This window comes from Rhodococcoides fascians A25f, assembly GCF_000760935.2.
Lineage (GTDB): Bacteria > Actinomycetota > Actinomycetes > Mycobacteriales > Mycobacteriaceae > Rhodococcoides.
Window position 1 is genome coordinate 1,291,098 of the sequence record NZ_CP049744.1, and the last position, 14,928, is coordinate 1,306,025.

The 14,928-nt window shown below is 63.1% G+C and carries 15 protein-coding genes; 11 read left to right on the forward strand and 4 right to left on the reverse strand.

Going from position 1 to position 14,928, the window contains the following annotated elements; genetic code table 11:
- The first annotated feature begins 2 nt into the window (after positions 1–2).
- The 7 genes from BH93_RS06165 to BH93_RS06195 are packed head-to-tail and all read left to right on the forward strand — an operon-like array spanning position 3 to position 6,748.
- Positions 3–1,040 (forward strand): MlaD family protein, encoded by a 1,038-nt coding sequence (locus BH93_RS06165; protein ID WP_037171944.1) that lies wholly within the window; start codon positions 3–5, stop codon positions 1,038–1,040.
- Positions 1,037–2,044 carry an MCE family protein gene (locus tag BH93_RS06170; RefSeq protein ID WP_037171941.1) on the forward strand — a complete coding sequence of 336 codons (1,008 nt, stop codon included), beginning with the start codon at positions 1,037–1,039 and terminating at the stop codon, positions 2,042–2,044. Before BH93_RS06165 ends, BH93_RS06170 begins: the two co-directional genes overlap by 4 nt.
- Positions 2,041–3,051, forward strand: a complete 1,011-nt coding sequence (locus BH93_RS06175) for an MlaD family protein (RefSeq protein WP_037171940.1) — start codon at positions 2,041–2,043, stop codon at positions 3,049–3,051. Before BH93_RS06170 ends, BH93_RS06175 begins: the two co-directional genes overlap by 4 nt.
- A complete protein-coding gene (locus BH93_RS06180) occupies positions 3,051–4,160 on the forward strand; it encodes an MCE family protein (protein ID WP_155290871.1) in 1,110 nt (369 codons plus the stop codon). The genes BH93_RS06175 and BH93_RS06180 overlap by 1 nt, the downstream gene beginning before the upstream one ends.
- On the forward strand, positions 4,151–5,218 hold the full coding sequence (locus BH93_RS06185; RefSeq protein WP_052064871.1) for an MlaD family protein: 1,068 nt from the start codon (positions 4,151–4,153) through the stop codon (positions 5,216–5,218). The genes BH93_RS06180 and BH93_RS06185 overlap by 10 nt, the downstream gene beginning before the upstream one ends.
- Complete coding sequence (locus BH93_RS06190) at positions 5,215–6,159, forward strand: MlaD family protein (protein ID WP_032380305.1); 945 nt, start codon at positions 5,215–5,217, stop codon at positions 6,157–6,159. The genes BH93_RS06185 and BH93_RS06190 overlap by 4 nt, the downstream gene beginning before the upstream one ends.
- Before the next feature lie 16 nt (positions 6,160–6,175).
- Positions 6,176–6,748, forward strand: coding sequence for a hypothetical protein (locus tag BH93_RS06195; RefSeq protein WP_052064870.1), 573 nt, complete (start codon positions 6,176–6,178; stop codon positions 6,746–6,748).
- A 10-nt stretch (positions 6,749–6,758) separates the two neighbouring features.
- Here the strand turns inward: BH93_RS06195 and BH93_RS06200 are convergent, their stop codons facing one another.
- Positions 6,759–7,868: a DUF4873 domain-containing protein gene (locus tag BH93_RS06200; RefSeq protein ID WP_165712647.1), complete on the reverse strand. Its 1,110-nt coding sequence runs from the start codon at positions 7,866–7,868 to the stop codon at positions 6,759–6,761.
- The gene (locus BH93_RS06205; RefSeq protein ID WP_052064869.1) at positions 7,861–8,649 is read right to left on the reverse strand and encodes a TetR/AcrR family transcriptional regulator; all 789 of its coding nucleotides are present in this window, start codon (positions 8,647–8,649) and stop codon (positions 7,861–7,863) included. The genes BH93_RS06200 and BH93_RS06205 overlap by 8 nt, the downstream gene beginning before the upstream one ends.
- Before the next feature lie 151 nt (positions 8,650–8,800).
- On the opposite strand from BH93_RS06205, the gene BH93_RS06210 reads away from it, so the two are divergent.
- From BH93_RS06210 to BH93_RS06225, 4 genes are read left to right on the forward strand one after another with little or no spacing between them, the layout of a single operon-like run.
- Positions 8,801–9,745, forward strand: a complete 945-nt coding sequence (locus BH93_RS06210; protein ID WP_052064912.1) for an AurF N-oxygenase family protein — start codon at positions 8,801–8,803, stop codon at positions 9,743–9,745.
- Positions 9,742–10,605, forward strand: a complete 864-nt coding sequence (locus BH93_RS06215) for a diiron oxygenase (RefSeq protein WP_037171939.1) — start codon at positions 9,742–9,744, stop codon at positions 10,603–10,605. Before BH93_RS06210 ends, BH93_RS06215 begins: the two co-directional genes overlap by 4 nt.
- Entirely contained in the window at positions 10,602–12,089 is a 1,488-nt protein-coding gene (locus tag BH93_RS06220) for a flavin-containing monooxygenase (RefSeq protein WP_037171937.1), read from the forward strand. The genes BH93_RS06215 and BH93_RS06220 overlap by 4 nt, the downstream gene beginning before the upstream one ends.
- Positions 12,086–12,934 carry an SDR family NAD(P)-dependent oxidoreductase gene (locus BH93_RS06225; RefSeq protein ID WP_037171936.1) on the forward strand — a complete coding sequence of 283 codons (849 nt, stop codon included), beginning with the start codon at positions 12,086–12,088 and terminating at the stop codon, positions 12,932–12,934. Before BH93_RS06220 ends, BH93_RS06225 begins: the two co-directional genes overlap by 4 nt.
- Positions 12,935–12,971: 37 nt before the next feature.
- Here BH93_RS06225 and BH93_RS06230 read toward each other — a convergent pair whose 3' ends face one another.
- Together BH93_RS06230 and BH93_RS06235 are read right to left on the reverse strand one after the other, a co-directional pair.
- Positions 12,972–14,354: an ABC1 kinase family protein gene (locus tag BH93_RS06230; RefSeq protein WP_037171935.1), complete on the reverse strand. Its 1,383-nt coding sequence runs from the start codon at positions 14,352–14,354 to the stop codon at positions 12,972–12,974.
- Positions 14,355–14,356: 2 nt separating this feature from the next.
- Complete coding sequence (locus BH93_RS06235; RefSeq protein ID WP_080738919.1) at positions 14,357–14,905, reverse strand: carboxymuconolactone decarboxylase family protein; 549 nt, start codon at positions 14,903–14,905, stop codon at positions 14,357–14,359.
- Between the last annotated feature and the right edge of the window lie 23 nt (positions 14,906–14,928).

Here is a 14,928-nt window from a genome sequence, read left to right on the forward strand (position 1 = left end):
AGATGGCAGTGTTCGACGATCTGACGGGACGATCGGCAGGTCCCGCTGCGCTTCGACTGCGAGGCCTGGCGGTTGCGGTTGCGGCGGCTGTGCTGGCCGGCGGCCTCACGGCGTATGCGCAGGGTGCCTTCGACTCGCCGTTCGGGCTGACTCTGGACGCAGCGTCGGTCGGGGACGGTCTGACGCCCGGGTCGGAGGTGAAGTTCCGCGGTGTGTCGATCGGAACGGTGGACAACATCGAGACCGTCGGGTTCGGACGTCAGAGACTGCAATTGGAGATCGATCCGAGCCAGGCGGGTGAGCTGACCGACACCATGCAGGCGCAGTTCTCGTCGTCGAATGTGTTCGGTTCCACTGCAATCGAATTGGTGTCGGACGGGACGGGAAATCCCCTCGCCGCGGACTCGACGCTCGAGATATCCGGGAACCAGCGGGGTGCAACTGTCACCGGTGTGTTCCGGCGAGTAGCCGACCTCACCGCAGTTCTCGACACCGATCAAGTGCAGCATCTGCTGGACGTCATCTCCAACACCTCTGTCGAGGTGAGTCGAAATCTGAAGCCGTACTTCGATACTGCACAGATGATGGCGGACCACCAGATCGATCCGCTGGCCTGGAAGCTGCATCGAGGGGCAGAACTGGGTGATGGAATTGCGAACCTGATTCCGCCCCTGCTCGACCTGGTGGTGGGAGTGGTGGACAAGAGCGTGTACGTGGAGGCCCCCGAAGATCGGGCCAGGACCATCGCTGCCAACGACGGCCTGAGCGATCAGTTGATGGTTCCGGTGGGCGACTTGCTGAAGAAGAACAATCCGGACCTGACCCGACTGCTGTCGACGACGCTCGATCTTCTCGTGCCCATCACGGCATCGATCGGCACGTTCGCACCCAGCTACAACCGGGTGCCACAGGTGCTCGACGGCATCTCCGACGCATTCCCCATCGTCGACGGCAAGCCGCAGTTGCAACTCGATCTGATTGTCAGGACCATGCCCAATCTGGCCGGAGCCGTTGCGGCACACGAGGAGGCGAACAGGTGAAGAAGGTAGCCGGCCCAGCGATCAAACTGCTCGTCTTCTTCACGGTGACCGCGCTGTGTGCGGTGATCATCGTTGCCGCCCTTCGTACTCCGGTCGCCGGGCCGCTGTCGTCCTACGGCGCAGAGTTCGAAGACGTATCGGGGTTGTACGCCGGTGACGACGTGCGCATGTCCGGGGTGCAGATCGGCAAGGTCTCGTCGGTCGAACTCGACGGAGCCATCGCGCGAGTCGAGTTCGAGATCGAAGGCCAGCGGCCGATCTTCGCCAACACGCAGGCCGCTGTCCGCTATCAGAACCTCCTCGGGCAGCGGTATGTCGAGCTGATCCAGAAGGACGCCGCCGCAGGTGCCCCGCTGGCTGCCGACGAGACGATACCGCTGGATCACTCGATTCCGTCGTTCGATATATCCACACTGTTCAACGGTTTCAAACCGATCTTCGACACCCTCGACACCGCGCAGCTCAATCAGTTCACGGAGAACATTCTCCGCATGGTCCAGGGTGATGGTTCCGGCCTGGGGCCGGTGCTCCGGGACGTGGACCGCATCACCCAGTTCGCGGTTCAGCGCGAGTCGATCATCGGACTGCTGATCGACAATCTCGGCCAGATCTCCGATTCGATCGGTGGTCAGTCCTCCTCCGTTGCAGACCTTCTCGAACAACTGCACGGTCTGGTGTCGAAGCTCAGTACCCAGATGGACGGGGTACTGGCCTCGTTGGACCAGGCCAACTACGGGCTCGCCCCGTTCGTCGGTCTGCTGGAGAGCTTGCAAGATGCATACGACAACAGTTACGCACCGGTCGACGGTGCGCTGCGTCGGTTGCTTCCTCAGACCGATCAGGTCACCGAGTTGCTCGCGCTCACACCATCCCTGTTGACGGGACTGAACGCAAGCATCCCCAAGCCGGGCAGCCGGACCTACACCTGCAGTCATGGGCAACAAGACATCCCGGGCATCGGCCAGATAGTGCTCGGCGGACAAAATTTGGTGGTGTGCAAATGACACGCGTGGTTCGCAAGGGTGTTCGCGACGAGCAATCGGAGAACAAGACCCATTTCTTCTGGGGCACGGTCGGTGTCGCGTTCGCTGTGGTGCTCCTTCTCGCCGCGGCTGCGCTGTACACGATCCCGTTCGGCGAGCAGACCTACACTGCAGAGTTCGGTTCGGCAGCAGGGGTGAAGCCCGGTGACGAAGTCCGAATCGCCGGTATCTCCGTCGGTTCGGTGCGCTCGGTCGAGCTGGCCGGTGATCATGTCGACGTCGAATTCAGCGTGCACTCGGACGTTTTTGTGGGTGATGCGTCGACGATGACAGTGAAGTTGCTGACGCCGATCGGTGGTCACTACGTGATGCTCACGTCGCACGGCGACGGCGAACTCGGCTCGACGCCGATCCCTCCGGAACGAGTCGAACTTCCGTACGAGCTGTCCGACGCGATCCAGCAGGCAACACCGCTGGTCCGCGATATCGACGGATCGACGCTGCGCCAGACCGTGGCCGAGTTGGACGAGGCCGTCAGCACGCAGCCACAATCGACGCGCGCCATCGTGGACAATCTGTCCTCCCTGACCGACGTGATCGCCACTCGCTCGGACCAACTCGAACGCGGACTCGTCGTATCGGACGAGTACGTCGGCGCGTTGGCAGCCGATCGCGTGATGCTCACCGAGCTGGTACGTGAACTCGGCACCCTGACAAAGGGATTCGGTGACAAGCGCGCAGAAGTGGTCAGCGCCTTCGACCTTCTGGGGCGAATGTTCAAGCTCTTCCACCGACCCGTGGTCGCGTTCGAAAAGGGGTTGGAGCCGTCGATCGTCCAACTCGAAGAGATCACCCAGAAGCTCTTCGCACAGCTCGGTGACTTCGACGGAGCGATCACGACCATGCAGCAAAGCACCGACGGCCTCGCCGCCCTGATCGGCGGGGGCGAAGGCCCCGTGATCGATCAGTCACAGGACACGGTCGTCGGTGTCGGCGTGTGCATTCCATTGCCGGGGAGAGTGTGCTGATGAGACGCAGAACCGTGCGGATCGCCGTGGCGGCAGCAGTGGTGGTCACGCTCGTCGGTTCGGTCGCATCGGCGACCGCGGTCATCGACACCGCCTCGACCAGTTCCTCGCTGTGTGCCGAGTTCGGCGATACGGTCGGGTTGTACGAGGGCAATTCGGTGACGATGCTCGGCGTGACCGTCGGAACGGTGAAAAATATCGAGAACACCGACGGCGCAGTGGTGGTCACGATGGATGTCGACGACGGTCTCAGGCTCCCCGCCGACGTCGGGGCCGTGACACTGTCGAGCTCGATCGTCACCGATCGGCACGTGGAATTCACGAAGCCGTACACCGACGGACCCGAGCTCGATCGTGCGAACTGTATTCCGTTGGAACGCACTCGAACCCCGCTGGGGATCAGCGACACCCTCGACGCCGTATCGGGGCTGGCGTCGGACCTGCTGGGTCCGGCCGACGCCGACGGCAAGCACGAGGAAATCCTGGGCGACACACTTCGTTCGGTCGATGGTTCGCTACGAGGATCCGGCGCCCAGCTCAACGACAGCCTGCGCCAACTGGCCCAACTGGTCGGCGATCCGGCCGACCGTGACACGACCGTGCGGCGACTGATCGACAACCTCGACGGTCTGATCGATACGTTCGTGGTGAGCTGGCCCGAGGTGGCGAAGCTGCTCGACAACCTCAAACGAGGAATGATCACGCTGTCGGAGTTCACCCAGTCGTTCGGCACCACTGTCGCCCTCACGACCGAATTCATTCCGCCACTTGCGCGCAACGTCGCCAAGTACGACGACAAGGTCTACGCATTTCTCGACCAGGCGGCCCCCGTGGTCGATGTGCTGCTCGGACGGGTGGGCGATATCAAGGACATTCTGGAACAGGTGCCGACCATAGGGCAGAACTTGATGACGATGTACGACAACGACTCCAAGAGTGGTCGCGTGATCTATCACCCGCCGCAGTTCGAGATCGACACGAACTCGCCCAACGAGGTCTGTGCGCTGCTCAACAAGTACGCACCGACGTGTTCGGCGAACCAGCAGCGCGGCGATGTCATCGACGTCGGATTGGTGCAGCTGGTCCTCGGTTCGGCGGGATGGCGATGAGGCGCGTCGCCGCCGGGCTGTGCTGTGTTGCGCTGCTGTCGGCGTGCAGCGTCGACCCGGCAGACCTTCCGATTCCCGGTAGCTACGTGTCCGGAGACAAGTACTCCCTGAAGATCGAATTCGCCAGTGTCCTCAATCTTCCCGAGAAGGCGAAGGTCATCGTCGAAGGCGTCGATGCGGGCGTTCTCGACAAGGTCGACCTCGTGGGGTCCACTGCTGTGGCGACGGTCGACCTGTCGGCCGACGTTCAGCTACCCACCGACACCGTCGCCGAGCTTCGGCAGTCGTCGATTCTGGGAGAGATCTACATCTCGTTGCAGCCACCGGCCGATCCCGCGGTGAGCTCGGGCTCGAGTTCGGGCTCGGGCTCGGGCTCGGGCTCGGGCTCGGAGGGACCGTACCTTCGAGATGGTGACGTGATTCCCATGGAGCGGACAGTGCCGGCCGACAACGTCGAGGACGTGTTGCGAGGACTGTCGAACATCGTGACCGGCGGTCATTACGTGCAATTGCAGGAGGCGGTCAACAATGTCAACGCCGCTGTCCCTCCGGATCCGGCCGAGGTCGACAAGATCAATCTGGCCGCTCGGACTGCGCTGACCGATATCGGTGACAACACCGGCGAGATCGATCGGATACTCGCAGCTGCGGAGGGAGTCTCCAATACCGTTGTGTCACAGCGCGACGGTGTCGAACGCGTGCTCGAGCTCGGTCCGAAGCGATCGGAGGGCCTGTCCGAGGTCCTGTTCAGCGTTGTACACATGATCTTCATGCTGGGATACATGTCGCAGAATATCGGTGACGTTCTCGCGGGCCCATATCCGGAACTCAAGGATGCCGTCGACATCATCGCACCGGCTCTGATCACGATCTCGAACGCAGACACCACGGTGCCGATGAACGTGGACAAGGTCAATACCCTGTTGCGAGAGCGCTTGATTCCGTACTTCGAGTCCACGCCCAACATTGCAGTTCGGTCGGTGTCGACCGACCGAGGTCCGAGTGCCCTCGCCGACAGCATGATCGGGATTCTGCGCGGCATCGGGATCGTCCGATGAAGCCGGGCACAGTGGTCTCGCTCGTTGCGCTGGTGGTGATGACGGTGGCCAGCGTCGGGTACCTGGTTGTCGGTGTACTCGACATCGATCCGACCCGAACGACCGACCACGTGGTGGTCCACATGGAGTCCTCCGGCGGACTGATGGATACCTCGCAGGTGACATCCCGCGGAATCCAGGTCGGCCGAGTCGAGTCGATCGACGTGGTGCCGGGTGGTTTGGACGTCACGCTCGCGCTCGACGCCGCCCACCGCATTCCGAAGGACTCGGAGGTGGTAGTCGCCAACCTGTCTGCCGCGGGCGAGCAATACATGGATCTACGCCCACGAGGGACAGGCGGGCCGTACCTCACGGACGGGGACGTGATCGGCAGCGATCACGTACGCGCGTCGGTCACCGTCAGCGAAGCGCTGAGCCTGGGTGATTCCCTTGCATCACAACTGGATACGAACGCGTTGACGGGATTGACGGAGACCGCGTCGGCGGCGATCGACGGTCGTGAAGGCGATGTCGACCGTCTGGTGGAAGCCTTCCGATTCCTGGCGGCGACCCTGCGCGACAAGAGCGGCGAAATTCGACGCCTGTACGACAACGCTCAGCAGGCGGGACGCAACGCCTACGGATACGGCCCGGTGATGACCGACGCCGCACCGTACGTGGGTGCGACGGGCGCGGGTGTGGCGAATCTGCTCGAGGGATTCAACCAGTACTCCTACGTCGGCGCGGACGTCTGGGACGATCCACTCGGAAAGATCGGACCGAAGATCGACCAATATCTCACGCCTCTGTCGCCCGACTTGGCGCTGATCGCAACGCTTCTCAAGCCGTACACCGAACCCATCAAGCCGATGCGGGTAGATGCGGGATCCATCGTGGACGTATTGCAGACGGTGTTTCCTCCCGGCGGCCCGGCGAAACTCTCCGTAGAAATTCCGAACTGACAGGAGTCACCCCCTCATGGTCGAGACAGAAGCATCCGAGGCGAAGGCAGCTGTACCCGAGGAGAAAGCAGCAGTGCCCGAGAACTCCACCCGACGCCGGCGAATTCGCTGGGCGGTGGTCGCTGCCGCGGTACCGGGCATTGCGCTCGCGGTGGTATTCGGGGTGCTGTGGCGTTCGGCAGCAGGCGATCTGGCCGACGAGCGTACCCATGATCAGGACCGGCAGATGGCGGTGAACACGGCGACCGAATACACCGCGCGGTCGTTGACGTACGACTACCGCAATCTCGACGCTTTCTTCGAGGGTGTCGATCAGGGGGCGTCGCAGTCCCTGCAAGACAGGTACGACGGTGTCCGCGAGGCGCTCACGGCGATCATGAACGAGTCACAGGTGGTGGCAACCGGCGAAGTTCTGTCGGCAGCAATCGATTCCGAGTCCGGAGGCGAGTACAAGGTTGCGGTCTTCGCTCAGCAGACGACGCAGAACGTGCAACAGCCCGACCCAGGCAAGGTGCCCAACCTTCTGTTGGTGACGGTCACCGATCAGGACGGGCAGTGGATCGTGAGTGACTACGGACCCAAGACTTAGGTCCGTCGGTTCAGCGGGCGTTGGTAGCGCTGACGAACTGCGCGAGGCCGCGCACCTCCTGCTCGATCTCGGTCATGCCGTGCGTCTCGAAGATCGACGTGAACTGATTCTTGTCGAACATGCGGATCCCGATACGCCCCGACACCGCACCCAGAATCGACTTCACCGGCGCGGCGCTGCGGCCGTAACTCGTCATGATCGCAATCCGGCCGCCAGGGCGCAGGACGCGGATCAGTTCGTCGACCACTGTCAGCGGGTTGGGCATCAGGTACAGGGCGGCGAAACAGCAGACGGCGTCGAACGTGTTGTCGGCGAACGGAAGTGATTGCGCATCACCTCGCATGTAGGCGGCGTGAGGACCGCGATTGTCGCGGACGGCACGCCTGATCATCTGCTCGGAAATGTCGAACCCGAGGGCGATGCCATCACCGCTCAGGTGGTCGGAGAGGTACCTGGTGAAATTCCCCGGTCCCGATGCCACGTCCAACACACTCATGGCTCCTGACAGGCGTAGGTCTGCGACGGCCTTGGCTCGTTCGGCGGACATGGACAGGCCGCCCACTCCCATCATGGCGACACCAGCGGGACGCCACAGCTTTTCGTAGATCGAGGCGACCAGAGGGTTGTTCATGGCTCGGCTGGCTGCCGTGGGTGACGGTGCAGGCGTGCCGCCGAGCAGTTCCACATAGCCGTCGGTGGTGACGGCACCCGCGCGAAATTCGGGTTCGAGCAATGCTGCGGCGCGGTCGAGGGCCCGGGTCTCGGGAGACGGCGTGGCAGCAGTCTCGGCCTCACCGTCCGGATCTACGTCGGGTTCGAGTGGATACGGCGGCATCCCGGTGCCCTGCAAGCGGTATCGGCCCCAGAGGTCCACGTCGCTCACCAGAACGGGCACATCCCCGCTGTCGGTGCTGAGTCTGCCCTTGCGGCTGCTGCCTGCGGCCTCCATGAACCCCTGAAGTGCTTCGTGTGGCCGTACTCGCCCGTACCACCGGAAGACGCCGTCGATGGGTTGGGAGTGTCCGCGCAGATCGATCTGCACCTCGAACTCGGCAGGAGGGGCCTCGAAAGTCAGAGTTGCCGGGCCGCGGTAGTCGGGCTTACCGGATAGATCACTCACAGGTTTCTTCCTCCTGGTCGCGAACGAACGCGAGATGCATGGGTCGATCGGATTCGAGACGGACGCCGGCAAGTGCGCACGAGGATTCGACGAGGCCCCGCACTATGGCGGCCAGATGCGCAACGAACGCCTCGGTGGACATGGTGGATTCATGGTCTTCGGAACTGCCGAGCCACCAGTCCGTCGCAGTGGCCACCGCCCCGAACGTCGAGTAGGAGACCATCTCGACGGTCGAACGGTCCACTGCGGGGCCCTGTATGGCGTCGGCCAGTACGCGGGCCACCGTGTCGGACGCGGCGCGAGCCGAATCCAACGCCGGGTCACCGGCAACGCCTTTCGAAGTTCCACGGTCCGTGGTGCGAGTCAGGAAGTGGCCGTGAACGAGAAACCGGAACAGATTGGGATGTTCTCCGACGACGGCCGCATAACCGGCGACGCTGCGATCGATGAGATCGGTGACGGAATCCTCGAACAGGTTGACGGTGTCCATGATCCGGTCCCACAACATGTCCTGGACGTTCTGGACTATTGCCGTATGCAGATCGGAACGGTCTGCGAAATGTCGATACAGCTTGGGCTTGGCCGTCCCGGCCACCTTCGCTATATCTCCCATGCTGACGTTCGGGCCGTGCACATCGATCGCGATCAGTGCGGCCGCGACGATTTCCCGGCGCACTTGGAGGCGATGCTCACGCCACCGCTCGGTGCGCGCATCGATCTTCTTGCACGGAGTCGGCTGCCGCCCCTTCTCGGGGTTGACACGTCCGGTGACTTGAACCACACTCGTACAGTACCTACTACCGCCGGTACTGGCTACCGCGAGTTTCGGGTACGCGAAGTCTCGGGGTGTGGTCGATCGCGAGGGGGGATCGGTTGTGAAGCCTGCAAGGGGAATCGACAGTGTTGCGGTATCGGTCGGGGCGGAATCGGCGGTGCATACACCGCTGACGACCGAGGACCTCGCGGTCTCGCGGGCGCGGTCCGTCGGGCCTCGTGAGAAAACCGCGAGTCGCTTGCTGAAGTCGACTGCCAACAAGTTCTACGATGGCGAAGTCGACATCGACTGGGCTGCTCCGGTGGTCGACGGTATGCGGTGGATGCCAGAGCATCGAGTCTCGCTGTACCGAACCAAGCTGTGGCACAAGCTCTCCGAAGAGCAGCGTCGTGAACTGGGTCGGCACGAGATCGTCAGCATTCTCTCGTTCGGTATCTACGCAGAGGGTTTTCTCAGCGCAAACCTGCTACGGGTGTTCGGAAAAGGGACGTTCTCCGACCATTCGATGTACTCGATAGCCGAGGTGGGCGAGGAATCGCGCCACTCGATCATGTTCGGAAAGCTGATCGAGAAGGCGGGCCTGAAGCCGTACCTCATGCCGAGAGCGGGTCTGATCATCGCGAAGATCGGTCAGTTTCTTCCGCTCGGGCCGGCGACCTACGGCGGGACGCTTCTCATCGAGGAGGTTCTCGATCGGGCGCAGCGAGAAGCTCAGAACGATCCCGAGATGCAGCCGCACCTGCGCCAGATGATGCGCATCCACGTGATCGAGGAGTCGCGCCACATCACCTACGCCCGTGAGGAAATGGTGCGCGCGATGCAATCGACCAATCGGGTCAACCGTGCGGTCCACCGCGTCATCCTTGCGACGATCGCCAACTTCACGTACCTCGCACTGATCAATCCGCGCGTGTACAGATCCGTCGGTATCAATCCGATTCGCGGAATCGTCACCGCGATGGCCAGCCCCACCTACAAGACCAACATGCAGTTCTTCTCCGAACCCATGATCCGATTCTTCGCCGATGCCGGCATGTGCGATGGATTCGTGACCCGTCGCCTGTGGAAGATGACGCGGGCAATGCCGGACGATCTGGCATGAGCCCACGCTCGTCGGCGGTCCAGTACGATCCGCACGTCGACATCGACTGGGAATCACCCTGGCAGAGTGAGGCGTCGGCGTTGCCGCGAGACTCGGTGACGTTGTACGGGACTCGCCTGTGGGGCAGGTTGGCCGAGCAGGACCGGCGTACCTTGGCTCTGCACGAGGCGGTGAGCAGATGGAGCACGGTGTCGTATCTGTCGGCCATGCTGATCGGAACCCAGCTCAGGCGAGTAGCGGAGGAGGGGCTCAACAGCGCCGATTCTCGCAATGCTCTCGACGAGGTCGCAGGCGGTTCGCGGACCACGATCACTTTCGGACGGCTGGTTCGCGCCACGGAAGTGGCACCCTACAAGCCGCCGCGGGGCACGACCACAGCCGTCAAGCTGTTGGGCTTTCTACCGCTGGGTGCAGCATCGCGTGCGTCCGTCCTGTTGGTCGAGGAGACCTTCGCTCGGTCGATGGCCGGTGCGGTGACCGACCCCGGTATCGAGCCCCACGTTCGACAGGCCGTCAAGATCCATGGGCTCGGGAGCGCCGATCGTTTTGCGTCCGCTCGATCGGAAGTGGTTGCCGCTCAGAGTAACTCGAATGCGGTGGCTCGCGCGTACAACCGTGTGCTGCTCGCTCTGCTGGCCAACGTGATTCTCCGTCTCGGAGTGTCGTTCGAGGTGTACCGATCCATCGGCATCAGTCCTGCTCGGGGCGCGTTCGCGTCGCGGCGTCGGCGATCCGAGATCAGGCGGCGGGACGCGGAGAACACCGTTGCCTTCCTCGATTCGGCCGGGATGCTCGACGGCACCATCACCGCAGCGCTGTGGAGACTGACCGGTGTAGTGCCATCGAACGGTCGACGATGACGGTGCACCGCACGGGTGTGCTGATCGTCGGAACGGGGTTCTCCGGGCTCGGCATGGCGATCGAACTCCGTAAGCGCGGGCGCGAGGACTTCCTGGTGCTGGAGAAGGCAGACGAGGTCGGCGGAACCTGGCGCGAGAACACCTACCCCGGATGCGCCTGCGATGTGCCGTCGCACCTGTATTCGCTGTCGGGGGAGCCGAATCCGTACTGGTCGAAGATGTGGTCGGGTCAGCCCGAGATTTTCGCGTACCTGAGGTCCCTCGCCGACAAGTACGACGTGCGCCGGAGCGTCCGTTTCGGCAGCACCTGCTCCGGCGGGTACTGGGACGAGAGGCAGGCGCGCTGGCACGTGAGCACCGCCGAGGGAGACGAGTACATTGCACAGTTCCTGGTCTCGGGCGTCGGTGCGCTCCACATACCGAACATTCCGACGCTCCCCGGCATCGAGAACTTCACCGGCAAGGTGTTCCACTCGGCCCGGTGGGACCACGAGGTCGATCTCACGGGCAAGCGAGTGGCCGTGATCGGAACCGGTGCGAGCGCAGTGCAATTCGTGCCGGAAATCGCCGGACGAGTGGCGCAGTTGCAGTTGTATCAACGCACACCCGCGTGGGTACTGCCGCGTCGGAACTTCTCGGTGCCGCCGGTGGTGCAACGAGTGTTCGCACGGGTACCGCTGCTACGGAAAGCTTTTCGGAACTCGGTGTACTGGAGCGCGGAGGCGTTGGCCGTCGGCCTCAACGGCCACTCCTCGCTGTTGCGTCCCGTCGAGTTTGCGGGCAGACGCTTCATCCGCAGAGAGATCTCGGACCCGACACTGCGCGCGAAGCTCACCCCGAGCTACCGAATCGGCTGTAAGCGAATCCTCGGCTCCAACACGTACTACAAGGCGCTGAATTCCGCACGTGCCGAGGTGATCACCGACGGCATCGCCGAGGTTCGCGAACGCTCGATCGTCGACCGTGGCGGCACCGAACGCGAGGTCGACGTCATCGTCTATGCGACGGGCTTCCACGTCACCGACGGCTTCGACAGCATGAACGTCGCCGGCGTCGGCGGTCGAAAGCTTGTGCAGCACTGGCAGAAAAACGGCATTGCAACCCACCTGGGTATCACCGCAGCGGGATATCCCAATGCGTTCTTCCTACTCGGGCCGAACACCGGCCTCGGTCACAACTCGGTGGTGTTCATGATCGAGCAACAGATCAAGTACGTGCTGCGGGCAGTGGAACTGGTCGAGCGGAGCGACGCGGATGCGATCGCCGTTCGTGAGCAGGTACAGGACCGCTTCGACACCGAGATACAGAGCAAACTGAGAAACGGGGTGTGGAGCACCGGCGGTTGCACCAGTTGGTATCTCGACAGCACCGGTGTGAACCGAACCGTCTGGCCGGGTTTCACCTGGCAGTACTGGCTGCGTACCCGCACGATCGATCCCACCGAATACGAACTGCTGCAAGCGAAAGAGAACGTGAACGTATGAAGAATCTCGGAAACAAGGTCGCCGTCGTCACCGGAGCCGGCTCGGGCATCGGACGAGCACTGGCGATCGACCTGGCCGGCCGGGGTGCGGAACTCGCGCTGTCCGATGTCGACACAAGCGGACTCGCCGACACGGTGGCTGCGTGCGAGAAGGCCGGGGCCAAGACCCGCTCGTACGAGTTGGACGTGTCCGACCGCGCCGCTATGTACTTCCACGCAGACTCGGTTGTCAGCGATTTCGGCCGGGTCAACCTCGTGGTCAACAACGCCGGAGTGGCGCTGAATGCGGATGTGCTCGAGATGAGTTGGGATGACTTCGAGTGGGTCATGAACGTCGACTTCTGGGGAGTTGCGAATGGCACCAAGGCCTTCCTGCCCGCGTTGATCGACTCCGGCGAGGGGCATCTGGTGAACATTTCGAGCGTGTTCGGTCTGATGGGTATCCCGGGCCAAAGTGCCTACAATTCCGCCAAGTTCGCTGTTCGCGGATTCACCGAGGCCTTGCGTCAGGAGCTGAAGATCGCGCGACACCCCGTCGGCGTGACGTGCGTGCACCCGGGCGGCATCAAGACCAACATCGTGGCCAACGCCCGAGGCATGGACAGCCTGGGCGACGCCGACAAGGTGTCCGAAGCGTTCCAGCGGATCGCCAGAACAACACCCACTCGCGCGGCGCAGGTCATTCTCGCGGGCGTGGAGAAGAACAAGCCACGAGTGCTCATCGGCCCGGACGCACGTGGTTTCGACGCCATTCCTCGCATCATCGGCCCGCGCTATCAAGACATCATGGCTCCCCTCAATCGACTCGGCACCGCAGCGGGCAAGAAATTTCGCGTCACCCAGTAGTGCATCATCTATCCCGGGAGTGGAGCCTGCGGAACGACTATTGAGCCCGGTCTCGCCACTGCTGCTCGGCGACGCCGAGTTCGGTGGCGGGGGAGTCTCCGTAGATCCATTCCCGAGCGATCCTGTGCCAGTTGGCCGTTGCCCCCAGCTGGCCGAGAACGCCGAACGTCAGAAAATCTGCGCGACGTGAGAACAGGTGCTCGGGAGGCAGGTTCTGTCGCTTCATGCCGGTGAATTGCGCGCCGCGCGGATCGATCGCGAGCATCAGACCACTCGACGCCAGCGACGGTGTCACCGTCATCGCCCGGTCCACGAGGTTCCATTCGGACGCCGCGTAGACGTACTCGAGACACTCGTCTGGGGTGACCCCGGCGGACGCGTCGACTATGCCGCGGGCGATCATTGCGGCGAGCAGATCCTCACCGCGTTCCTCCGAAGCCATCCGCAAGCAGTCGATCTCGAACGCGACGTGTTCGGCTCGCATCCGGTTGAACAGACCGAAGTCGATGAATCCCACGCGGCCGTCGTTGCCGAGCAGGAGGTTTCCCGGATGTGGGTCCCCGCAGAATTCGTCGTACAGGTAGAGCGAACCGATGTAGAAGCGGTAGACGATCTCGCCGATGCGATCACGCTCGGCAACCGGTAGCGAGCGGATGTGATCGAACGAGACGCCGTCGAAGAACTCGGTGACGAGTACCCGCCGTGTGCACAGTTGCTCGATCGCGTCGGGAACGGCGACGAACGGGTGACCGCGAAATCGTCGAGCCAAGACCGATTGGGTGCGGGCTTCCTCGATGTAGTCGAGCTCCCGCTCGAAATTCTGTCGTAGTTCTTCGATCAGCTCCGGTGCCGCCACTGTCGGCAATGCGTTGCGCCAGAACTTGAGGAACAGTGCCAGGTTCTTCAGGTCCGCGCGCACGGCCGCGTCGACTCCGGGGTATTGGATCTTGACGGCAACGGCTCGGCCGTCGTGCAGGCGGGCGCGATAGACCTGGCCGATCGAGGCTGCGGCAATGGGCTGTCGATCGAAGTCTGCGAAGAGGCTCTCCACGGTCTCGCCCAGGTCGTCCTCGATGACGGACAGCATCACCTCGACATCGACTTCCGGTGCGCGATCGCGCAGTGCGGAGAGCTTGTCCTGGAAGCGTTGTCGATGCTGCTCGGGTACCAGGGCGAGGTCGAGTACCGAGAGCATCTGGCCCAGCTTCATCGCCGCGCCCTTCATGCTGCCGAGCACTGTCACGAGTTGATCGGCTGCCTGAAGCGATCGCTTCTCCGAGATCCGTTCTCGCAGTTCCTCGGACCGACCGATCATCGACATCCTGGCTCCGGCGCCGCGGATGGCCTGACCGGCCACCGCGCGGCCGAGGGCGCTTCCCCGCGCGGCCCGCGAGGTGGGTATCGGACGATCGGTGGGCATCTTCAGCGTTCGGTGTAGTCGCGTTCGACGCGCAGGGTCCCGAGAGTGGTTGCCAGGCCGTCGTATTGGGTGACCAACAGCATGAACTCGAGGAGTCGACGTTCGTCGAACTGCGTCGCGAGCTCCGCCCAGGTGGCGTCGGCGAGGGTCTTGGTGGCAACGAGCTCGTCGACGGCGGTCAGAATTGCGCGGTAGCGCGAAGACAGACCCGGTGCATCGGGTCCGGTCTTGATCGACTCCAGTAGGTCGCGGTCGATGCCTGCGCGCCTGCCGAGCCGAACGTGGTGGTCCATCTCGTACGCGGATTCTCGGAGGTGCGCCACACGCAGGATCACCATCTCGGATTCCTTGCGCGAGATCTTGCCGCCGGGCATCAGGTGCCCGCTGTAGAACAGCCACGCTCGGAACAGGCCGCCGGTGCGACCGAGGGTGGTGAACAGATGGGGATTCGGCACGCCTGCACCCTTGGCGATCACCTTGCAGATGACCCAGTTGATGGGCCCGAGAGTTTTGGCGGTACCGGACGGAATGCGTGGAGTGGTCACAGCCACACCGTACCGACTGGCTGGCCGAA